This is a genomic window from Pelagibius sp. Alg239-R121 (assembly GCF_947331435.1).
Taxonomy (GTDB): Bacteria; Pseudomonadota; Alphaproteobacteria; order Kiloniellales; family Kiloniellaceae; genus Denitrobaculum.
The window spans coordinates 49,698-70,931 of record NZ_CAMZOF010000015.1 but is presented as its reverse complement, the minus strand read 5'-3'; the positions used below and the strand labels follow the sequence as shown (position 1 = coordinate 70,931).

At 58.8% G+C, this 21,234-nt stretch carries 17 protein-coding genes; 12 read left to right on the top strand and 5 right to left on the bottom strand.

Translation table 11 applies throughout. From position 1 onward, the window contains the following. The 4 genes from nosZ to QMZ18_RS34225 all read right to left on the bottom strand — a co-directional run bounded on the left by nosZ (window position 1) and on the right by QMZ18_RS34225 (window position 7,455). The gene (gene nosZ / locus QMZ18_RS34240) at window positions 1-1,905 is read right to left on the bottom strand and encodes a TAT-dependent nitrous-oxide reductase (RefSeq protein ID WP_282610944.1); all 1,905 of its coding nucleotides are present in this window, start codon (window positions 1,903-1,905) and stop codon (window positions 1-3) included. Next, complete coding sequence (locus tag QMZ18_RS34235) at window positions 1,898-4,087, bottom strand: NosR/NirI family protein (RefSeq protein WP_282610943.1); 2,190 nt, start codon at window positions 4,085-4,087, stop codon at window positions 1,898-1,900. The genes nosZ and QMZ18_RS34235 overlap by 8 nt, the downstream gene beginning before the upstream one ends. Window positions 4,088-4,180: 93 nt before the next feature. Continuing rightward, window positions 4,181-5,365 (bottom strand): NnrS family protein, encoded by a 1,185-nt coding sequence (locus tag QMZ18_RS34230; RefSeq protein WP_282610942.1) that lies wholly within the window; start codon window positions 5,363-5,365, stop codon window positions 4,181-4,183. Continuing rightward, window positions 5,362-7,455 (bottom strand): NosR/NirI family protein, encoded by a 2,094-nt coding sequence (locus QMZ18_RS34225; RefSeq protein WP_282610941.1) that lies wholly within the window; start codon window positions 7,453-7,455, stop codon window positions 5,362-5,364. The genes QMZ18_RS34230 and QMZ18_RS34225 overlap by 4 nt, the downstream gene beginning before the upstream one ends. A gap of 136 nt (window positions 7,456-7,591) precedes the next feature. Here QMZ18_RS34225 and QMZ18_RS34220 point away from each other — a divergent pair, with 136 nt between their 5' ends. The 11 genes from QMZ18_RS34220 (at window position 7,592) to nhaC (ending at window position 18,769) form a co-directional block, all read left to right on the top strand. Continuing rightward, the gene (locus QMZ18_RS34220; RefSeq protein ID WP_282610940.1) at window positions 7,592-9,346 is read left to right on the top strand and encodes a nitrite reductase; all 1,755 of its coding nucleotides are present in this window, start codon (window positions 7,592-7,594) and stop codon (window positions 9,344-9,346) included. Window positions 9,347-9,407: 61 nt separating this feature from the next. Continuing rightward, window positions 9,408-10,199: a uroporphyrinogen-III C-methyltransferase gene (gene cobA / locus QMZ18_RS34215; RefSeq protein ID WP_282610939.1), complete on the top strand. Its 792-nt coding sequence runs from the start codon at window positions 9,408-9,410 to the stop codon at window positions 10,197-10,199. Next, entirely contained in the window at window positions 10,192-10,503 is a 312-nt protein-coding gene (locus QMZ18_RS34210; protein ID WP_282610938.1) for a cytochrome c, read from the top strand. Before cobA ends, QMZ18_RS34210 begins: the two co-directional genes overlap by 8 nt. Then, entirely contained in the window at window positions 10,500-11,660 is a 1,161-nt protein-coding gene (locus QMZ18_RS34205) for a cytochrome D1 domain-containing protein (protein WP_282610937.1), read from the top strand. The genes QMZ18_RS34210 and QMZ18_RS34205 overlap by 4 nt, the downstream gene beginning before the upstream one ends. 3 nt (window positions 11,661-11,663) lie before the next feature. After that, complete coding sequence (locus tag QMZ18_RS34200) at window positions 11,664-12,656, top strand: Lrp/AsnC family transcriptional regulator (RefSeq protein WP_282610936.1); 993 nt, start codon at window positions 11,664-11,666, stop codon at window positions 12,654-12,656. Beyond that, entirely contained in the window at window positions 12,653-13,117 is a 465-nt protein-coding gene (locus tag QMZ18_RS34195; protein WP_282610935.1) for an Lrp/AsnC family transcriptional regulator, read from the top strand. Before QMZ18_RS34200 ends, QMZ18_RS34195 begins: the two co-directional genes overlap by 4 nt. Next, entirely contained in the window at window positions 13,114-13,617 is a 504-nt protein-coding gene (locus QMZ18_RS34190; RefSeq protein WP_282610934.1) for an AsnC family transcriptional regulator, read from the top strand. The genes QMZ18_RS34195 and QMZ18_RS34190 overlap by 4 nt, the downstream gene beginning before the upstream one ends. Beyond that, on the top strand, window positions 13,617-14,825 hold the full coding sequence (nirJ, locus tag QMZ18_RS34185; protein ID WP_282610933.1) for a heme d1 biosynthesis radical SAM protein NirJ: 1,209 nt from the start codon (window positions 13,617-13,619) through the stop codon (window positions 14,823-14,825). The genes QMZ18_RS34190 and nirJ overlap by 1 nt, the downstream gene beginning before the upstream one ends. Further along, window positions 14,800-16,347, top strand: coding sequence for a nitrite reductase (locus QMZ18_RS34180; protein ID WP_282610932.1), 1,548 nt, complete (start codon window positions 14,800-14,802; stop codon window positions 16,345-16,347). Before nirJ ends, QMZ18_RS34180 begins: the two co-directional genes overlap by 26 nt. Further along, the gene (locus QMZ18_RS34175; protein WP_282610931.1) at window positions 16,304-17,122 is read left to right on the top strand and encodes a CbiX/SirB N-terminal domain-containing protein; all 819 of its coding nucleotides are present in this window, start codon (window positions 16,304-16,306) and stop codon (window positions 17,120-17,122) included. Before QMZ18_RS34180 ends, QMZ18_RS34175 begins: the two co-directional genes overlap by 44 nt. Before the next feature lie 138 nt (window positions 17,123-17,260). Next, window positions 17,261-18,769, top strand: a complete 1,509-nt coding sequence (gene nhaC / locus QMZ18_RS34170; RefSeq protein ID WP_282610930.1) for a Na+/H+ antiporter NhaC — start codon at window positions 17,261-17,263, stop codon at window positions 18,767-18,769. Window positions 18,770-18,846: 77 nt separating this feature from the next. Here the strand turns inward: nhaC and QMZ18_RS34165 are convergent, their stop codons facing one another. Next, window positions 18,847-19,833: a GlxA family transcriptional regulator gene (locus tag QMZ18_RS34165; protein WP_282610929.1), complete on the bottom strand. Its 987-nt coding sequence runs from the start codon at window positions 19,831-19,833 to the stop codon at window positions 18,847-18,849. Window positions 19,834-19,967: 134 nt separating this feature from the next. Between QMZ18_RS34165 and QMZ18_RS34160 the strand changes: the two genes are divergently transcribed. Beyond that, on the top strand, window positions 19,968-21,221 hold the full coding sequence (locus tag QMZ18_RS34160) for a sarcosine oxidase subunit beta family protein (RefSeq protein WP_282610928.1): 1,254 nt from the start codon (window positions 19,968-19,970) through the stop codon (window positions 21,219-21,221). Window positions 21,222-21,234 lie beyond the last annotated feature (13 nt).

The following is a 21,234-nucleotide window of genomic DNA, read 5'->3' as shown; positions in this document are numbered from 1 at the left end:
TCAGACTCCCCGTGGTTCCACGAGCATGCGTCCGCGCATTTCCATGTGCAGGGCGTGGCAGAACCATTGGCAGTAATACCAATGCACACCGGGACGTTCGGCGACGAAGGTGACCGATGCGGTTGCCTGTGGAGCAACCTCCATCGCAACCCCGAAGTTGGAGAGGCAGAAGCCGTGGGTCAGATCGTCGATGTCGTCCAGGTTGGTGACGTAGACCGTGACCTCGTCGCCTTGCTTGACTGTGAACTTCTCCAGGCTGAAGTTGGGCGCAACTGAAGTCATGTAGACCCGCACTTTGTTTCCGTCACGGATCGGTTCCTCAGCACCCTCTTCCAGATCGATGCCGTCGGCCTCGGCTTGCTTGCGGGCGTCTTCAAACACCGGGTCGTCCCGGTTCCAGACGATCGCCGGGTTCACCTTAGAGCGGTGGACGATGATGCTGTCGTGAGGTTCGGCGAAGGTCGGGCCATCGTGTACTACCTTCATCTCATCGCCTGAGATATCGATCAACTGCTCGTTCTCGGGCTTCAGGGGGCCAACGTTTAGAAAGCGGTCCTTTGAGAACTTGTTCATCGAAATCAGCCACTTGCCATCGGCTTCGGCAGTCTCGCCCATGGACGTGGAGTTATGGCCCGGCTGATAGTGGACATCGACCTTGGAGATGATCGGATCGACATCGTCTCCCGCATAGGCCTGGATGGCCTTTTCGATGTTCCACTTGGCCACCTGGCTGTCGAGGAACAGAGTCGTAAAGGCGTTACCCTGCCCGTCGAAGGCCGTGTGCAGAGGGCCAAGACCCAGTTGCGGTTCGGCGACGATACAGGAGCGGGGGTCGGCGTCGTTTTCGAACAAGGCGTCGACTTTGGTGACATCGATGACCGAGACAGTCGGCGAAAGCTTGCCGTTGATCACAACATGCTTTTTGTCAGGGGCCGCGTTGCAGCCGTGCGGGCTGTTCGGGATCGGGACGTATCGGGTGTACTTCGAACCCTTGCGCCCGTCGAGCACCGGGACACCGTTCAACATCTGGAAATCGCCTGCGGCGACGCCTTCTTCGATGCGCTTGATGTTGAAGATCACTGTGTGGTCGGTCTCGCTCGCCGTCATCTCGGCAAGGTTCATACCCATTTCCGAATTGTAGCTGGTCGAGAAAGCGTATTTGCCCTGATAGTCGGAATCGCAGTTGTCGAGATTACCACTGACGATCACCTGCCAGGCGACCTTCATCTCATCGCCGTCAATGGCGGAAAAGATGTTCACGTACTCTTCGGGCTTGTCGAGGATCATACCGTCGTTGATCAGCGGGGCTTCATGCTCTCCGTTGGCAAAGACGTAACCCGTGCGCGGGAACTTTTGCGGCCGCAGGCCGTGGATGTCTTTGGCATTCGGGATCTCGATGATCTTGTCACATTTCATGACGTCGCAGCGGATGCGGGCGACCCGCGTGTTTGCCTTGTCGTTGGCAAAAATGAAACGCCCGTCGTAGGTCCCGTCGGTGAAGGACATGTGCGGATGGTGCAGGTCGCCATTGTCGTAGGTGACCTTCCCCTGTGCCTTCAAAAAGGCCTTGCTCTCGGGCAGAAGCCCTTCGGTCAAAACCTTGAGGGACTCGTTGGTTTGGCCCCAACCGGTCGCAGAGCAGCGGTTAAAGACCGGAACGCGCATGAATTCGCGCATGGAGGGAACACCGAGGATACGCAGCTCGCCGCTCTGACCAGAGGACCAGAAGCCGTAGTATTCATCGAGCTCGCCGGGTGCGAGCGCGAACTTACCGCCCGCCGCGCGGGCCGGGCCGCTATTTGCCACCATGGCACTGCTGCCGGCCGCGGCCAACAGGGCGCCTCCTGCGCTGGCGCCAAGCAGATGACGCCGATTGATGGACCAGGATTTCGTTGTATCAGACATTGGTTCCCTCCTTCTTCGGAACAGGAGAGCCGAAGGCGCGGTCCAGCGCTGCGGCACTCTCTTTGTTGCGCGCGACCATTGTCGCGTGACGTTTCAGTTTCTTGATGACGACCGGACACTTGGTCCCGGACTGATAGAGAACCTGGCAATGCAGGCAGTTGACGCATTCGTTCGGATTGATCTCGCCGGTCGGATGGATCGCCTGCACGGGACACTCATTGGCACAGGTTTTACAGGGGTTCCCGCAGTCGTGATAACGCTTCAGCCAGTCGAACATGCGGACCCTGGCCGGAATCGCGAGGGCAGCGCCGAGCGGGCAGAGATAACGGCAGTAAAAGCGTTCGACGAAAAGCCCGACCACCAGTAGGCCGACGGCAAAGATCACGAAGGGCCATTCACGGGCAAACTTTAAGATGATCGCGGTCTTAAAGGGCTCGACCTCAGCGTAGGTCTCAGCCAGCGGGATCGAGGCAAGGGATACACCGAACAGCCCGAGGAAGATGACGTATTTGATCGGCCAAAGACGCTCGTGCAGACCCCACGGCACTTCCCACTGGGGAATCTTGAACAGGCGCCCGATCCGGTTGGACAGCTCCTGCAACGCGCCGAAAGGACAAAGCCAGCCACAGTAGGCACCACGCCCCCAAAAAACCAATGAGGCTGCGACCGAGAACCACAGAATGAAGATCATGGGGTCGAGCAGAAAAGCGTCCCAGGTAAAGCCGGCTTTCAGCGCACCTGCCAAGGCCATGAGGTTGACCACCGAAAGCTGCGCATTCGCGTACCAACCGAGGAAGACGAGGGTCACCGTCAGGTAACCCATGCGGAACCAGAAGAGCGTTCGCTCGTTGCGTGTTGCCTGCAATTGAAAGAAGAACACGGCGGTCAGAACCAGCAACATGAGCGCCAGCCCTACGATCTCGATTTGCCGGTCACGCCAGATACGCTGCCACAGTGCCGCTTTCGCGGCGGCTTCCTCTTCGGGTGCCTCGAGGGTTACGGGAGCGAGGGGGACGAGATACTTTTCCGGCAGGCGGTAGCTGAGATCGAAGGTCAGGAAGCTCTTTTCGACCGGCCCAATTGCTCGTTGGGCCAAAAGCTGCAGGCGCCAGGGGGCCGCTGGATCGAATTCCGACTCGGCTGGAATTTTGAAGAGATCGAGTTCTGTGAAGCTGGGTGCGCCGGCGGCGGCGATGGCGCCCAGGCGACGGTGTTGGCGGTCGAAAAAGCGGACGGAATTGTCACCCTGAATGAGCTGAATTCGATCGAAGATTCCTCCACGGACATATCCGAACCCCTTAAAGGAGTAACGGCCGTGCGCCGCGATCAGAATGGCTTGCTCGCCGTCATTCAACCACTTTGTGAGATTGGAGTATTCCGCATCGCCTAAGAGACTGCGACCGATCGAAGGTACGCTGACAAGGGCCGCCTTCATACTAATGAAACTATCGGTTTCCGGCGCTTTTTCCGGCCTGGAGATTGCCCGTTCGTCACCTGATGCTACGAAGGCTGCATTGATCTGTCCGACATCCAATGTCAGCGAGCGGATCGAGCCGTCACCCTCAAGCGTTGTCCAGTCTTGGAGTTCCAGCAGATCAGTGTCGACCGTGCGCCGCGGGCCGGTCACTTCCGGCGCGAGGCCGCCGAGACCGAGTGCGCGGGCCACCTTGAGTCCGGACCGCACGATTGAATCGTCGATCACCATGATGGTGACGGTCGCACCCGAGATAATGTCGAGATCGTGGGCTGATCCGCCGGCAGCGGCTTCGGCTTTCAGGTCCAACCCTGCGTAACTTTCGGTCAGACGCTGAACTTTGGCTTCGGGAATGCCGATGAGCACAATTGGCTCAGAGTGCTCGACCAGCCGTACGCCGGTGACCACGGCGTCCGGCGATACCGCGACGACCACATGGATGGGCTTGCCCGAATAGCCGGTCGTGCCGACAAAATCTGAAGTCAGGAACGCCCAACCGGCAGTGTCACCATCCTTCAGGATCGGAACGACCGGCACGTCATTGCGCAGGGTGCCGAACGCCGTTGCGCCGGGCAGCAGCGTATCGGGCTCCAACGTCGGGAGGAAACGAGAGACCTCTGCCTGTCCCGCCGCCGTCGCGCCGGCAGACTCCGCAAGCAATAATGCCGCGAAGGAAAGAACAGCAATCAGACAGGCACGCAAACGCATGGAGCTTTCTCCATTAAAACGCCCGCACTCTGTCTGTTTATGTCTCAACATGCCTTGACTTGCGTCAAGAGCTCGACAGACTTGTTTTTCGCCTTAGGCGCGCGGTTCGATTATGATTGGCAGAAAGACCGCAATGAAGAGGGTGAAGGCCGCGATCCAGAGGGCTCCTGATATCAACAGCGCGGCGTTATACCAGGCGAGCCCGCCGAGAGATCCAGCGGCGCGCAGAATGGCCGCAGCCGCGATCAGTCCATAGGCGAGGGTGATTGGGCGCGGCGAAATCAGCGGCATTCCGGCATGACCGAGGATAGCTCGGCTCATGACCGCGAGCGTCATCCCGCCGACTGCGCCAATACCGAGTAGATGCAATGCCGCGACTTCGCTGAAGAGATCGAGGTAGGCCAGACCCAACGCGATGTAACCGGCGGCGAGCATGGCGAAACCCAAGTGGAGGCTCCAGAGTATTGGCCGGGTAAGAGCCCAACTGCTGCGCCATCCAGCCAGGCGTATGGCCTGTGCAAGTCCGGCAAGAAGAGCGGATACGGCAACGACGGTGTCAGGCGCGTCAAAGGCAAGCAGCAGCGGCAACAGGATTGCGGTAACGATCCCGGTAAAATCCGCAATCCGGTGCGCGCGTGGTAACCCGGTTTCAATCCCCGCTTTGGTCATGGCATTGCGCGTGAAGGCAGGGGTAACGCGGCCGCCGATCACCGTGATCATGGCGGTCGTGCCCAGCAATCCCAGGCGCAAGCCCGGCCAGACACTGTCATCGAGCAGGCCGATCCATTCCAGATGGATCATCAGGTTGCCGCTCCAGACGATCGCGAGCAGCAAAAGAAACAACAGGTTCTGCGGTTTCGGGCGCCGGATCAACTGGGTCGCGATTTTGCTGGCGAGCAGAGGTAGGAAGGAGAGATCGACCATAGCGACGACGAAAGGATCGAGACTCCCGGACCACCAGATCGCGAGGCGGCCTGCGAACCAAAGGCCTGATGCGGTGAGAATGAAAAGGTGCCGTGCCGCCTTTGCGCCAGTCCAGTTGGGCACGGCGGTTAGGAAAAAGCCGCCGAGCGCCGCACCTGCGTAACCGAAGATCATTTCATGGGCATGCCAAAGATGCGGTGCGGCAGCGAAAGGCATGGCAGTGACCATGCCGCCCGCCGCATGAATACCCAGCCAGCCCAACCAGAGTCCGATCGAGATGACGGCGAAAAGACCGGCGGAGAGAAAGAAAACACGAAAACCTTCGCCGAAGAGCGTACGCAGAACCGTGATCATACAGGGCTTTCAGGAGATGTTGTGCGTGAGGTCCGCGCGGCGCGCCGCTTCAGGATCGTGCAGCTCTTGGGGTCGTGATAGATCATCTGACAACGCAAGCAGAGAACGCATTCATTCGGATTGATCCGTCCGATCGGGTCGATCGCGCCGACAGTGCATTTATGCTCGCAGAGTCGGCACTCCCTGCCACACTGCGAACGGCGCCGCAGCCAGTCGAAGAGTTTCAGCTTGGCAGGTATCGCCAGTGCCGCCCCAAGCGGGCAGAGATAGCGGCAGTAGAAGCGTTCGATAAAGAGGCCGGCCGTCAGAAGGACAACTACGAACAGCACGAACGGCCAGGCGCGGAGGAACCGCATGGACATGGCGGTCTTGAAGGGCTCGACCTCGGCGACAATCAGGGCCTGCTCCATTGAATAAAATGAGAGACCGAGGATAGCGACGAAGAGCGTGTACTTGATTGCCCAGAGCCGTTCCTGCACGACAAAGGGTACTTCGATCTGCGGCACTTGCAGGCGCTGGGCAATTTCGTTTGTGAGCTCCTGCAATGCACCGAAGGGACAGAGCCACCCGCAGTAAACGCCGCGCCCCCAGAACAGCAGACCGAGCGCGACGAAGCCCCAGAGAATGAAGATCACCGGTTCGATCAAAAAGGTTTCCCAGCGGAACCCGGTTAAAAGCGAATGAAGAAAGGCAACAACCTGAACGACCGAGAGCTGTCCCCCGGCAATCCATCCAAGCCACACTAAGGTGACCGTGAGAAAGCTGATCCGCCCCCATCGCCAGAGGGCGGGGCGGCGTACGAAGGCGGATTGAAAGAACAGGATTGCGGCCAGCGTAGCCAACATCAGAACCACCCCGGCGACCTGGAAGCGCTTGCGCTGCCAAGCGGACACCCACAGCGGTTCGCTTTCCGGCAAGACTGCGCTTTTGAGCAGAAAACGTGCGGGTAATTGATAGTCCAGTGGAATTCGCATCTCGACTTCGCCGCCGTCGGTGGTCTTGCGGCTGGCTGTGACTTCGATCCTGAAGGGACGAGTTGGATCGAACCGGTCGGCGGGCAGGGAGAAGACGCTGAGCTCCTTGAAGTTCGGTGCGCCTTCGGTCTCCAAACGGTCAAGCCGTAGGTAGCCGTCCGCGCGCAGTGGAATGACATCGTTGCCCTGGATAACCTGAACGCGTTCGAAGATACTGGAACGGCGCCAGGCCGTGCCTCTATGGGAATGCAGGCCACGAGACGCGATGAAGAGTGCGGCATCGCCAGGTGGGATTGCGGCCATTGTCCGTGTAAAGGGGCGTTGTCCCAGAAGACTGCGCCCGATGCTCGGAGGGTCCAGGATCGTGATCCACAGATCGAGGAAGGCGGCCTCGCCTTCCGGCAGGGGAACCTTGGCGGTCGCTAATGTTGCGCGGGCTTCGTCCAGCGTGACCCTGGTATGAGATAGGGCACCGCTTGCTTGCAGTGCCTTCCAGGATTGTTCTTTAAAGTTGACGCGGTCGATCGCTGTGCCGTTTCCACCAACAAAACCGCGTTGCAGGGCGACGGTGCGTGCGGTGCGCAGGATCGCGTCCCTGATAACACCCGTGGAGACGGTTGCTCTCGAAATAATGTCCGGAAGATCAACGCGAGTATCAAAATCTGTGCTTTGACTCGCGGTTAGATCGACACCGGAAAAGGCGTCGACGTAACGGGCGATGTCTCCGGTTGAAATGCCCAGTGTCAGAATCGGTTCGTTGTGACGCACCAACTCCGCACCTGCGATCCGGCCGTCTGCAGTGACCCCGACCAGGATATCGATCGGGCGGCCGGAGTATCCGACTGAACGTGCAATCTCCCAGGTTGAGGCGATGTAACCAACCGGACCGCTGGACGACGTGACCGACCAGCCGGGTATGGCATCTTCCTCGCGCAACAGCCGCAGCGGCGCCGTGCTGTCGAAGAGCTGGGCAGCCTGCGCCGCGTCAGGCGCCGTCACCGAGATGGTGTCCTCACCCAACAGCCCGCCAAGCGCAACGGCCTTAGACCCGAATGAGAAGGACGCGGCTGCGAGGAGCGTAAGGAAAAGAGACAGCCGGACCAGAGGGCGCTGCATCTGACACTCCGATATTTTTTGTTCGTCCAGACACTGTCGCTGCGCCGGCCGGATTGCCTTAACGAAAGTCAAGGCGGCTTGCGGCTGCACTGGGCAAGCTCCAAATCGCCTCACCAGCGCAACGGAGAAAACCGGCATGAATAGCTTTCGCGAAATCCGGAGGTTCGCACTCCTCGCCAGTGTCGCGCTTCCGATGGCGGTTACCGCGACCGGGATTTCGGCTCAGGAAAAACCTAAAGGGCACGGAGACACCCCGGCATCGGCATACCAGCCAAGTATGACCACCCTCGGCCAGATCAATGTGGAGATTCCGGGACGCAAGCCTGGCGACCCTGTGATCACGCCATCCGAGTTTCAGTCCGCCAACAAAATGTACTTCGAACGTTGTGCGGGCTGCCACGGCGTTCTGCGCAAGGGGGCCACGGGTAAACCCTTAACCACCGATATCACGCGTGAGAACGGCTACGAATACCTGCACGACTTCATCAAATACGGCTCACCGGGTGGTATGCCGAACTGGGGCACCTCGGGTGAGTTGAATGAAGATCAGATCGATCTCATGGCGCGCTATCTGCTGATCGAGCCTCCGGCTCCGCCTGAGTTCGGCATGCCGCAGATGCTCGAGACCTGGAAGGTTCTGGTAAAGCCCGAGGACCGACCCACCAAGAAGATGAACGATATCGACATCGATAACCTTTTCTCGGTGACGTTGCGGGATGCCGGCCAGATCGCTTTGATCGACGGTAAAAGCTATGAAATTCATTCGATCATTGAAACCGGCTACGCGGTGCATATCTCGCGTATCTCGGCGTCAGGACGTTATCTCTTCGTAATCGGCCGCGATGCCCTGATCAACATGATCGATCTTTGGATGGAAGAGCCTGCTACGGTCGCTCAGATCAAAGTCGGTGCCGAGGCGCGTTCGGTCGAAACTTCTAAAATGAAGGGTTGGGAAGACAAGTATGCGATCGCCGGCAGCTACTGGCCGCCGCAGTACGTGATCATGGATGGCGATACGCTGGAGCCCAAAAAAGTCGTTTCCACCCGCGGCATGATTTACGACACCCAAGAGTATCATCCGGAGCCCCGGGTGGCAGCGATTATTGCTTCGCACTATCGGCCCGAGTTCATTGTGAACGTAAAGGAAACCGGCAAAATTCTGCTGGTTGACTATTCCGACATCAAAAACCTGAAGGTCACGGAAATCGAGGCGGAACGCTTCCTTCACGATGGCGGGCTCGATTCGAGTAAACGTTACTTCCTGACGGCGGCAAACGCACGCGGCAAGATCGCGGTGATCGACACCAAGGAAGGCGCGCTGACGGCTCTGGTCGAAAGTGAGGGTGAGACGCCGCATCCGGGACGTGGCGCGAACCTCAATCATCCGGTTTACGGGCCGGTTTGGGCAACCTCTCATCTGGGTGACGAGACGGTCGCCTTGATTGGAACCGATCCGGAAGGACATCCGGATAATGCCTGGAAGATGGTTCAACAGCTCTTTGCCCTCGGTGGCGGGTCGCTGTTCGTGAAATCCCATCCGACCTCGAATCACCTCTACGTCGATGCGCCCTTGAATCCGGACGCCGAGATTTCCGCTTCGGTTGCGGTCTTCAAGGTCGATGAACTCGACCAGGAAGAGCCTGAATACAAGGTCCTTCCGATCGTTGAGTGGGCCGGCATCGCCGAAGGTCAGCCGCGTGTCGTTCAAGGTGAGTTCAATAAGGAAGGGAACGAGATCTGGTTCTCTGTATGGAACGGCCGCGATCTCGAATCGGCACTCGTCGTCGTCGATGACAAGACGCTTGAACTCAAGCACGTGATCAAGGACCCGCGTCTGGTCACACCAACCGGCAAGTTCAACGTCTTCAACACACGTCAAGACGTTTACTGATCGGTTAATGGAAGGGTGGCTTCGGTCACCCTTCCGTCTGACGGCTGTCAGGGAGGGCGCAATGAAGAATCAAGGGCGGGTTTATCTGGTCGGTGCAGGTCCGGGCGATCCTGAGTTACTGACTCTGAAAGCGGTTCGTACGATGGGACTGGCCCATGCCGTAGTGTACGACCGTTTGGTTTCCGATGAAATTCTGGCTTTGATCCCTACGTCGGCGCACGCCATCCCCGTCGGTAAGGCGCCCAAGTCCCATCCCGTGCCGCAGGAACGAATCAATGAAATCCTTGTCGAGCTGGCGCAAGCGGGACAGACAGTCGTCCGCCTAAAGGGAGGCGACCCCTCTATTTTCGGCCGCGGATCTGAGGAAGCTGCAGCGCTTCACGCCGCCGGCATTCCGGTCGAGATCATTCCCGGTATTACCGCGGCACAAGGGGCTGCGGCGGTTACCGGAGTGCCTCTGACTCATCGCGGTCTGGCCACCGGCGTACGTTACGTTACCGGGCATTGCCGTGGCGATTCTCCGCTCGATCTGGATTGGGCCGGACTCGCAGATCCTCAAACCACGCTGGTGGTTTACATGGGGGCGGCAAACATCCGTGAAATCGCAACAAAGTTACTGGAACAGGGCTTGCCCACGTCATTGCCAGTGATGGCTATCGCAAATGCGACAACGCCCAGAGAGTCGCGGATTTTTTCCCGCTTGGAAACGATCGCCGTGGAGATTGCCGCGGCACGACTTGAAGGCCCGATGCTGTTTGTGATCGGCTCTGTGGTTTCGCTCTATCGGTCCTGCCCAGCCGAGGTCATGTCTGTGTTTTCCTATGGACCGCTTCGAGAGGCGGTCAATGCCTAAAACGGCCATTCTTATTCTAATGATGACCGCACCGGCTGTGGCGGGCGACCTCACGCCGGAGCGTGCATCCGAGCTGGAACGGCTTGTACTGCAGGATTGCGGATCCTGTCACGGACTGACCTTGAAGGGCGGTCTCGGTCCCGATCTCCGCGCCGAGACACTGGCCGGCAGGTCTGCAGAAGTATTGACCGACATTGTGCTTGATGGTGTGCCCGGAACGGCGATGCCGCCGTGGCGACCATTACTCAGCGAACCGGAAGCGCGGTGGATTGCGGAGTTCTTACTTAAAGGAAACGCCGAATGACAAGAGTCTTCTCTCTCTTTCTGCTCCTAATTCTAGCTGCTGGCTTGGCGCCAGCGAAGGCCGACTCTTTGCGTGCGACTGGGGATCTGGGCGTTGTGATTGAGCGGGCAAGCGGTTCTCTCTTGATCGTCGATCAGTCCGAACGCGCAAGGATCGGTCGGATTGAAGGGCTCGGCGACCTCTCCCATGCATCGGTGGTTTTTTCGCCGGATCAGCGCTTTGCGTTTGTATTCGGACGCGACGGCGGCCTGAGCAAGATTGACCTCCTGACCCAATCTCTTGTCGGGCGTGTGGTGCAGTCGGGAAACGCGATTGGTGGTGCCATTTCAGACGATGGACGACTGGTCGCAGTTTCGAATTATGAACCGGGTGGCGTGCGGGTATTTGACGTCGAAACTATGGACCTCATTGCCGACATTCCCACCGGCTCGAAGACGATTGGTTTGGTTGATGCGCCTGGAAAGCGCTTTGTCTTCACACTCTGGGATGAAGGGGAAACCTGGATCGCCGATTTCTCCACAGGGGACGAACCCGAAATCACCCGGATAAAAAACATCGGCAAAAACCCTTATGACGCTCTAATTACGGCCGATGGCCGGCGTTACATCGCGGGGCTTTTTGGAGAGGACGGCCTGACGGCTCTCGACCTTTGGGAGTCGTCACCGATGCCACGGCGCATCTTGCAAGGCTACGGAAAAGGTGAAAAAGCACTTCCCGTATATAAGATGCCGCATCTGGAAGGTTGGGCATTAGCGGGCGAACGATTTGTTCTGCCCGCCGTCGGACGCAAAGAGGTTCTTTGGATCGACGCACGCTCTCTGGAGGAAGTTGGGCGAACCAATACCTACGGGCAACCGGTCTTTGCGGTGGCCCGACCTGACGGGCGTCAAGTCTGGGTGAATTTCGCACACCCTCTTAACGACACCGTCCAAATCATTGATACGCAATCAGGGGAAGTCATTAAAAGTCTCAAGCCCGGCCCAGCGGTTCTGCATATGGAGTTCACGCCGCGCGGCCATGAAGTTTGGGTCTCGGTTCGCGATGCCGGGCGTATAGATGTCTACGATACGGCCAGTTTCAAGAAACTCGGTGAGATTTCGGCCGAGAGTCCTTCGGGTATCTTCTTCACCGCACGTGCGCACCGAACGGGACTGTGAGGCATGAATATTCATCTTGAGTCCCTCAACCATCAACTGCTCGATCGCTGGCAGAACGACTTTCCCCTGATTCCGCAACCCTTTGCCGAGATTGCAGGGCAACTTGAAATCTCAGAGGCGGATGTTCTCGACCGCTTGCGAAAGCTGTCTGCTGCAGGCGCAATCAGCCGGATAGGCGCAACCTGCCGCCCGAATACCGTTGGCGCCAGCACCCTTGCCGCGATTGCAGTGCCCGAGGATCGGATTGAACAGGTCGCCGCGATGATCGGGGCAGAACCGGGGGTCAATCATTCCTATTTGCGTGAGCATCATTGGAACATCTGGTTCGTGGCGACAGGGCCGGACCGGGCGTACGTGGATGCGATCCTCAATAACGTTCGCAAGGCCACTGGCCTGGAAGTGCTCGATCTTCCGCTCGTGCGCCCGTTCAACATCAACCTTGGTTTCGCCCTCGACGGTTCAGGCCGCCTTCCGCCATTACCAGATAGAATTGATAGCGCAGCGCTGACTCATGGTGACCGAGAAATCATGCAGGTCTTGTCGAACGGTCTGGATCTCGTAGCCCAACCCTTTGCCGCGGTAGGCAAGGTACTTGATAGAACTGAAGGTGAGATACTGGCACGTATCCGCGCCCTCGCCGCGGCAGGCGTTTTGTCCAGGATCGGTGTGATTGTGCGTCATCGGGCGCTTGGGTGGAGTTCCAATGCCATGGTGGTTTGGGAGCTGCCGGAAGAACAGGTTGCGCATGTCGGACCTGCACTGACCGCGGTGCCTGGCATTACGCTTTGTTATCAACGCAGACCAGTTCCAAATACCTGGCCCTTCAGTCTCTACTGCATGATCCACGCGCGCAGCCGCCCGGAGGCTATGGCCGTGCTCGACCGGGCCTGTGACGAAGTCGGCCTTCGTTCGGTACCGCACCAGGTGTTGTTCAGTGTTCGCTGTTTCAAACAGACCGGTGCGAGAGTGTTACGTGATAAGGGAGCCGCGGCGTGAAATCTCCGGATCACAAGCCAGATGATACCGACCGGCGGATCATCAATGCATTGCAGGAGGGCTTTCCTATTTGCACCCGGCCCTACGCCGAGGCTGCTGCTGCGTTGGATTTGGATGAATATGAATTGATTGAGCGCCTCGCGCGTCTTCGCAAGGCTGGCGTCATTACACGTTTTGGACCCTTTTTCGACGCAGCAGCCATGGGCGGCGCCTTTTGTCTCTGCGCGATGGAAGTTCCAAGTGTGCGCTTCGAAGCAGTGACGGCGCAGGTCAACGCGCGCCCCGAAGTCGCCCATAACTACGAACGTGCACACCGATTGAACATGTGGTTCGTGCTGGCGACGGAGACGCCTGAGGGGATTGATGCAGCGGCGCGTGCGATCGAACAGGCAAGCGGACTCTCCGTTCTGCGTTTTCCCAAACTCGAAGAGTTTTATATCGGATTTAGGATGGTCGCATGAGCCTGGACACAATTGATCGTAAGATCGTCGAGGCGACACAGTCGGGATTGCCCTTCGTTGCCGAGCCTTATGGAGAAATCGCGACCCGTCTCGGCCTTGATGAGGCCGAGGTCATTGATCGCCTGACGGCGCTTCAGATGCGTGGCGTTGTGCGCCGGGTCGGGGTGGCACCCAATCACTACGCGCTGGGTATGCCTGCGAACGGGATGACGGTCTGGGATGTGGAGGATGCAGAGGCAAGTGCGCTGGGCACCAATATCGGTCAACTTGGCTTTGTCTCGCACTGCTATCTGCGCCCGCGCGCCTTGCCGCTCTGGCCGTACAACCTCTTTGCCATGGTTCATGGGTCGGACCCCTCGGAAGTCGAGGAAAAGAGGGCGGTCATCGCACGGCTTCTGGGGCCTGCCTGCCGCGGCAATGATGTCCTCTATTCCACCCGCATCCTGAAAAAGACCGGCCTGAGACTGGCACGCAACAGCACCTCGAAGGGAGACGGCTGATGTTTCGACTGTCGCACTACATGCGCCAGCTTGTATCGCCGACACCGGTGCGGCACCGGCGCAGTGCCGTGAAACCTGTGGTCATCTGGAATCTGACGCGCCGCTGCAATCTGCAGTGTCGGCATTGCTATACCGTTTCATCGGATCACGCCTTTCCTGGAGAGCTCTCCAATGATCAGGCGATGGCTGTCTTGGAGGATCTGGGGAAATTCGATATCCCAGCTTTGATCCTGTCGGGCGGTGAGCCGCTGATGCGCATGGATCTGTTCGAGATCGCCGAACGGGCGCGGCAGATGAAGCTGTATCTCGCCCTCTCGACCAACGGTACGGTCATCCAGGGCGAAACGGCTGAACGTGTTGCCGATATCGGTTTCGACTACGTCGGGATCAGCATCGATGGCATCGGCGCAACCAACGACTGGTTTCGAGGCAAAGATGGTGCCTTTGACGCGGCACTTGCGGGCGTTCGGGCCTGCAAGGCGCGCGGCGTGAAGGTTGGTCTGCGTTTTACCATTACCGAACAGAACGCGGGCCAGCTCCCTGATCTTTTAGCGCTCGCCGAGGCAGAAGGGGTGGATAAGTTCTATCTCTCGCATTTGGTCTATGCCGGGCGCGGCGACAAGCACCGGGGTGCAGACGCCAGCTGGTCGCACACACGTGCCGCCATGGACCTGTTGATCGACCGTGCCTGGCATGCCGCCGACGAGGGGCGGCCGCTCGACATCGTTACCGGCAACAATGATGCTGACGCGGTCTATTTTCTGCAATGGGCAGAAGAGCGCTTTACCTCTGAACAGATTGCCCATTTGAAAGATCATCTCGAAGCCTGGGGCGGAAACTCATCCGGCGTCGGTGTGGCCAACATCGACCCGCAAGGAAAGGTGCATCCGGACACCTACTGGTCGGACTACACGATCGGCAGTGTGAAGGAACAGCCCTTCTCGCAACTCTGGGCTGGCGACGATCCCATGTTGGCCCAGTTACGCCGCCGACCGCGCCCGCTCAAGGGGCGCTGCGGCGCCTGCAGCTATCAGAGCGTCTGCGGCGGCAACACCCGGATCCGTGCTTTGCAACTGACCGGCGACCCCTGGGCCGAAGACCCAGCCTGTTACATGAGTGACGAGGAGATCGGCGTTGCAGAGACCGATCGTCTAACCGTGACACCCTTCCGGGGGAAAAGCCGTGATCCGATTCATCGCTTTCTTTAGCTGTTTCCTGGGTTTGGCGTGGGAGGCCTCGGCAAACCCCGAGGCGCTCTATGCCGAGCACTGCGCCGCATGTCACGGTGCGGACCGGTTGGGAGGTACAGGGCCGGCTTTGATTCCCGAAACCCTGAAACGCATGCGCGGTCCCAAACTGTCGGAAGTGATTACCAACGGACGTGTGATCACCCAAATGCCGGCTTTCAGCGAAGTCCTGAAAGCGGAAGAGATCGCAGCGCTGGCAGCTTTTGTGAAGGTCCCGCTGAAGGAGATTCCTGACTGGGGTGCAGAACAGATTACGGAGAGCCTTGAGCGAAATGCCGATTACTCGCCCGCGTCCGAGCCGGTTTTCGAAGCAGATCCTCTGAACCTCTTCTTGGTTGTTGAGACCGGCGATCATCATGTTTCCGTCCTTGACGGCGACCGCTTCGACGTGATGGACCGCTTCGCCACGCCGTTTGCTGTTCATGGCGGGCCGAAGTTCACACCCGAAGGCCGCTTTGTTTTCATCATGTCCCGAGACGGCTGGGTGCAGAAGTATGATCTCTGGAGTTTAACCGAGGTCGGGCGGATCCGCGCCGGGTTAAACAGCCGTAACATCGCGATCTCGAAAGACGGCAAGCACCTCGCAGTGGCCAACTACCTGCCACGCAGCCTGACCATTTTATCAACGGCGGATCTCTCTGTAGAGCGGGTGTTCGACGTGCGAGCCAAGGACGGCACGCTGTCACGAGTCTCTGCGGTCTATCAGGCACCGCAGCGCGATAGCTTTATCCTGGCACTCAAGGATGCGCCGGAGATCTGGGAAATCGCCACCGACCCTGGAGCGGATCCGGTATTCGAAGGCTACGTGCACAGTCACGAGAAGGGCATGGTTGAGGCGCTGCCGTCATCAGAAGGTCTCTTTGCCCTGCGCCGCATCGAAACCGGTGAGCCGATCGACGACTTCTTCTTCACCCCTGACTACCGCCACTTGATCGGCGCTGCCCGGGACGGCGCCCGCGGTGTCGTGGTCAACCTCAACGTCGGGCGGGAAATCGCCGAACTGCCGTTGCCGGGCCTGCCGCACCTGGGTTCAGGCATCTCCTGGTTCAGCGGGGGGCGGCGCGTGATGGCGACCCCGCATCTCAAGGAAGCCCGGCTGTCTGTGATCGATACTGATAGCTGGCAGCTTGTCAAAACCCTGGAAACCCTGGGGCCGGGTTTCTTTCTGCGCAGCCATGAGAATACGGATTTTGTCTGGGCCGATGTTTTCTTTGGGCCGAACCGTGATGCCATGCACGTCATCGACAAGGAGAGTCTTGAGATCGTCAAGACCCTGCGTCCGGTGCCGGATGCAACGGTCGCCCATGTCGAATTTGACCGCAACGGCCGGCACGCGCTGGTCAGCGTTTGGGAACAAGAGGGGGCGGTGATCGTCTACGACGCAAAGACTCTAAAAGAGGTTAAACGGCTGCCCATGCGCAAGCCTTCGGGAAAGTACAATGTCTGGAACAAGATCACCTTCTCCGACGGCACCTCTCACTGATTCTCGCGCGGCAGTGATTGTTGCACATGGCTCGCCCTCGGCACCTGACGCGCCGGAGGCGGCTGTTGGTGCATTGGCTGAGCGGGTGGCCCGCCGGCTTCCTGGCTGGACAGTGCGAGGCGCGACACTTTCGGCACGAGGAGCATTGAAACGGACGCTGGAAGAATTGCCGTCGGCACGGGCACTGGTCTATCCGCTTTTCATGTCTGATGGCTGGTTTGTCAGCCAGGCGCTACCGAGACGAATGCGTCAGGATTGGCCGGGGTCGTTTGAGGTTTTGCCGCCGCTTGGGCTCGATCCCCGGCTGACGATGCTCTGCATCACGAAGATCAAACGCGCAGTGAAAGCCTTTGGTTCCGCGGCCGACAAAACAACCGTCCTTCTAGCCGCGCACGGCGCGCGTTCCGATCCGCGGCCCGGCCAGATTGCGCGGCAGGTTGTCCAAAGTCTTTCCACGCAGAATTTGTTTCGTGAGGTCCGTGTTGGCTTTCTTGAACAGGAGCCATTCGTCGAGGAGGCTGCTCGGATTCCCGGACCTGCCGTATGCCTGCCTTTCTTTGCCGGTCAGGCAGGTCATGTGAAAGTTGATCTGCCGAATGCGTTGGCAGCTGCGTCATTCCCAGGTCACCTTATCGGGCCCATCGGAGCGTCGCCGGAAGTATCAGAAATTATTGCCAAATCTCTGTCTCTCCACGGTGCGTCGAGCGCCGGTCCGGTGCCTGCTCTTCTTCGTGGCATCGATGCGAGGCGGGAAAGCTCTGTGCCGCGTTTATGACGCAAAGGTCCAACAGAGACGACGCTTACATCCTATTTCGTTGACACCGATGTCTGGCAGAACTCCGCGCACTTTGGTGCTTGCGTGAGCCACACGACGCCATCGTAAATCCAAACATCGCAGCGAAGGGGAGGAAACATGGCGAACCTAGATAATTATTCCGCCGAATTAACAGTAAAAGAAGGAACGAGGCTGCCGTCATTTGCGTTGGCGCTGGTTCCCATCATCCTGACACTCGTCGTCCTAGGCGTGCAGCTGTTCTACTTCGGTGACTTCACGCCGCATATTCCCTTGGCGATTGGCATTGCGATCACCGGCGTGGTCGGACTGACTCTTGGGCATAGGTGGGCAAACATCGAACAGGGCGTTTTTCACGTCATCAACGTCTCTCTGCCTTCGGTGTCCATCTTGATAACGGTCGGCATGATTATTGGTGTCTGGATCGCAAGCGGAACCGTTCCAACTCTGATCTACTATGGCCTGACCGTTCTCTCGCCGGAAATTTTCCTCGCTGCCGCGATGATTCTCTGCTCGGTCGTTTCCGTTTCTCTCGGCACGTCCTGGGGGACCGTTGGGACTGTGGGGTTGGCATTAATGGGGATCGGTGCAGGTTTTGGTATTCCGGTCTATTGGACGGCGGGCGCCGTTGTTTCCGGTGCTTTCTTCGGTGACAAGATTTCACCCCTGTCCGATACCACCAACCTTGCCCCCGCAGTAACGGGCACAAACCTGTTCGATCACATTCGTAACATGATGCCGACGACCGTTCCGGCGATGTTGATCGCTCTCGCGATCTACACCGTGGTTGGCTTTACTCTGATTGATGCAGAACAATCGTCGTTCGAACGCATCGATTCGATCACCTCTGCACTTCAGGCCAATTTCATCATCTCGCCCTGGATGCTTTTACCGGCGCTGCTCGTGATCGTGCTTGCCGTGTCGAAACAGCCACCGATCCCCTCCTTGTTTGCCGGCGCTCTTGCCGGGGGCGCGATGGCGATGTTTGTCCAAGGTGCAGGCCTCCACGACGTTTTTGCCTATGCCAATTCGGGCTACAAGATCGACTCGGGTATCTCTGAAATCGACAGTCTGCTTAACCGCGGCGGAATCCAGTCGATGATGTGGACGATCTCTCTCGTGTTGCTGGCCCTTGGGCTGGGCGGCGCGTTGGAGCGCACCGGCTGCCTGCAAGCGATCATCGCCGTCATTATCAGCCGGGTGAAGTCCTTTGCCGGTATCCAGGCCTCGGCGACAGCAACTTCGATCGCCACCAACGTGGTTGCCGGCGATCCCTACTTGTCGATCGCTCTGCCGGGCCGCATGTACGCGCCTCTCTATCGCGGGATGGGCTATTCGACGTTGAACCTGTCGCGCGCGGTCGAGGAGGGGGGGACGCTTATCTCACCCTTGATCCCCTGGAACGCCGGCGGTGCCTTTGTCATCAGTGCTCTGGCACTCGGTGTCGGGAATGGTGACTTCGAGAACCTGCTTTACATACCGCTGGCATTCGCCTGCTGGCTGTCACCGGTTCTCGGGGTCATCTATGCAACTTTGGGCGTTTTCTCTCCAAGAGCGACGGACGAAGAAAAAGCCCAGTGGCGGGACAGTGAGGAAGCGGTCATGGAGTTGGAAAGCATCAAGGCCTGATTCCACGCGCAGTGAATTTGTGAATTTGAGGGGCCGTCACAGTCGTGTGGCGGCTCTTCTTTTTTTGGGGAGGGAGGTCAAGTTTCCACGCGATAGGCTTCCGGTGTCATGCCATTTCGGTCCTTGAAGACCTTGATGAAATGAGACGCGTCACAGAAGCCGGTTTCCGCGGCGACCTGGGAAACCGAACGTCCGGTTGAGCGCATCAGCAGTTTGGCGTGTTCAATTCTGATCAGCTTGTCCGCCTCGGCTGGGGAGAGGCCCAGGGCTGTCTGGAAACGCCGTTCCAGCTTTCGCCGGCCCACCTCCAGCTTCTGACAGATTTCACCGATGCTCGGCGGATCATCCATGTGCTGTTGCATGAAAAGAAGGACGCGTTTTACCAGATCGTCGGAAGTTGTGAGTTCGAGTGGAATGCCCGGTTGGGTTTTTTCCCCGGCCATGGCGTCGTCGATGATCATGATGTGCAGGCTTTTTCGCGCTTGCGTGACCCCAACGTGCTTCTCCACCAAGTGCGCTGCCAAATGTGCCGAGCTGGTGCCGCCGGAACAGGTGATTCGATCCCTGTCCACGACGAAGATCTGATCCGACACCGGCTCCAGTCCGTCGAATTGCTCAAGGAAATCGTCGCGATGGAACCAGCTGACACAACAGCGGTGACCGTCCATCAAGCCTGCGCGGTGAAGAATGAATGCGCCGGTGCAAAGACCGATCAGCGGAATACCGGCCTCCGCGGCGCGATGGAGGAACTTGGTGTACTCGGGATTCAGGTTCTCGATTTCATCAATCAAACCACCAACGACGACGATGTAGTCGAAGCGTTTCGGGTCTCCCAAGCGCTCATCCGGCTGGAGCGAAATACCGCAACTGGAGGTCACCGGATTCATGGTCGCCGAAATGAAGCGCCAGCGGCAGAGAATAGGCCGGCTGCCGTCCCCCTCATCGGCGGAGAGCCTCAAAACGTCGATAAAGCTGGCAAAAGCGCTGAGCGTAAAGCGCCTGGCCAGGATGAAACCGACCGACAGCCTTGCGTTCGGATAGTCCGGGGGAGGCAATGGGGCCATCCGGGAGTCCCTCAATTCACTTCGATTTACCGGAGGTTCTGTCGCATTTATACCGCACTTCAGGCGCAAATGTAACATGCAAATCAGCGCGGATCCGGCAGGTTCGCCCAAAGCTTCTCTACGAGGAAACTACGGTGACCCATTTTTCTGCATTGTCGCTTCTCAGCAACGCGCTGACCGGGCACAAGAACTGGCGCGAGCAGTGGCCGGATGCGCAGCCGAAGAAGGCCTACGACGTCATCGTCATTGGCGCTGGCGGGCACGGTCTGGGTGCGGCCTACTATCTGGCCAAGGAATTCGGCATCACCAACGTTGCGGTGATCGAGAAGGGTTGGCTTGGCGGAGGCAATACCGGGCGCAATACCACCATCATCCGCTCAAACTACCTTTACGACGAGAGTGCGCGGCTCTTCGATCACGCGGTGGATCTTTGGGAAGGGCTGAGTCAGGAACTGAACTACAACGTCATGTTCTCGCAGCGTGGCGTCATGATGCTGGCCCACAATGTCCATGACGTGCAGAGCTTCAAGCGGCACATTCATGCGAACCGCCTGAACGGCGTCGACAATCGCTGGCTGACTCCGGAAGAAGCAAAAGCCTTTTGTCCACCCCTCAACATCGAGTCCAATGCGCGCTACCCGGTCATGGGGGCCGCGTTGCAGCAACGCGCCGGGACCGCGCGCCACGATGCCGTTGCCTGGGGCTATGCCCGTGCGGCGTCTGCCCTTGGTGTGGATATCATTCAGAATTGCCCGGTGCTGGCGATCCGCCGCGGCACGGATGGCGCGGTTGAGGGTGTAGAGACCACCAAGGGCTTCATCAAAGCTGGAAAAATTGCCGTCTCGGCCGCCGGCAACACCTCAGTCGTGATGGAAACTGCAGACGTGCGGCTGCCGCTGGAAAGCTATCCTCTGCAGGCATTGGTCAGTGAGCCGGTCAAGCCGGTGCTGCCCTGTGTCGTGATGTCGAACACTGTGCACGCCTACATCAGCCAGTCGGACAAAGGCGAACTGGTGATCGGTTCCGGCACCGATCAATACACCTCCTACTCGCAGCGCGGGGGCCTGCCGTTGATCGAGCACACCGTCGCGGCCATCTGCGAGGTCTTCCCGATGTTCCGCCGCATGCGCATGCTGCGAAAATGGGGCGGAATCGTGGATGTGACCCCGGATCGTTCTGCCATCCTGGGCAAGACGCCGGTCAAAGGACTTTACGTCAACTGTGGCTGGGGCACCGGCGGCTTTAAGGCGACCCCGGGGGCTGCGCACACGTTGGCGCATACCGTGGCGCACGACGAGCCGCATCCGATCAATGCTCCCTTCACGCTGGAGCGGTTTCAGACCGGCCGCCTGATTGACGAAGCGGCCGCGGCCGCCGTCGCGCACTAACCGTTAGACCGAG

What these genes read in the sequence shown, in the direction of transcription:
- QMZ18_RS34200 (WP_282610936.1), top strand. Translation starts at nt 11,664, where the DNA reads ATGAATATTCATCTTGAGTCCCTCAACCATCAACTGCTCGATCGCTGG.
- QMZ18_RS34210 (WP_282610938.1), top strand. Translation starts at nt 10,192, where the DNA reads ATGCCTAAAACGGCCATTCTTATTCTAATGATGACCGCACCGGCTGTG.
- nirJ (WP_282610933.1), top strand. Translation starts at nt 13,617, where the DNA reads ATGTTTCGACTGTCGCACTACATGCGCCAGCTTGTATCGCCGACACCG.
- QMZ18_RS34225 (WP_282610941.1), bottom strand. Translation starts at nt 7,455, where the DNA reads ATGCAGCGCCCTCTGGTCCGGCTGTCTCTTTTCCTTACGCTCCTCGCA.
- cobA (WP_282610939.1), top strand. Translation starts at nt 9,408, where the DNA reads ATGAAGAATCAAGGGCGGGTTTATCTGGTCGGTGCAGGTCCGGGCGAT.
- QMZ18_RS34190 (WP_282610934.1), top strand. Translation starts at nt 13,114, where the DNA reads ATGAGCCTGGACACAATTGATCGTAAGATCGTCGAGGCGACACAGTCG.
- QMZ18_RS34165 (WP_282610929.1), bottom strand. Translation starts at nt 19,833, where the DNA reads ATGGCCCCATTGCCTCCCCCGGACTATCCGAACGCAAGGCTGTCGGTC.
- nhaC (WP_282610930.1), top strand. Translation starts at nt 17,261, where the DNA reads ATGGCGAACCTAGATAATTATTCCGCCGAATTAACAGTAAAAGAAGGA.
- nosZ (WP_282610944.1), bottom strand. Translation starts at nt 1,905, where the DNA reads ATGTCTGATACAACGAAATCCTGGTCCATCAATCGGCGTCATCTGCTT.
- QMZ18_RS34220 (WP_282610940.1), top strand. Translation starts at nt 7,592, where the DNA reads ATGAATAGCTTTCGCGAAATCCGGAGGTTCGCACTCCTCGCCAGTGTC.
- QMZ18_RS34175 (WP_282610931.1), top strand. Translation starts at nt 16,304, where the DNA reads ATGTCTGGAACAAGATCACCTTCTCCGACGGCACCTCTCACTGATTCT.
- QMZ18_RS34235 (WP_282610943.1), bottom strand. Translation starts at nt 4,087, where the DNA reads ATGCGTTTGCGTGCCTGTCTGATTGCTGTTCTTTCCTTCGCGGCATTA.
- QMZ18_RS34205 (WP_282610937.1), top strand. Translation starts at nt 10,500, where the DNA reads ATGACAAGAGTCTTCTCTCTCTTTCTGCTCCTAATTCTAGCTGCTGGC.
- QMZ18_RS34230 (WP_282610942.1), bottom strand. Translation starts at nt 5,365, where the DNA reads ATGATCACGGTTCTGCGTACGCTCTTCGGCGAAGGTTTTCGTGTTTTC.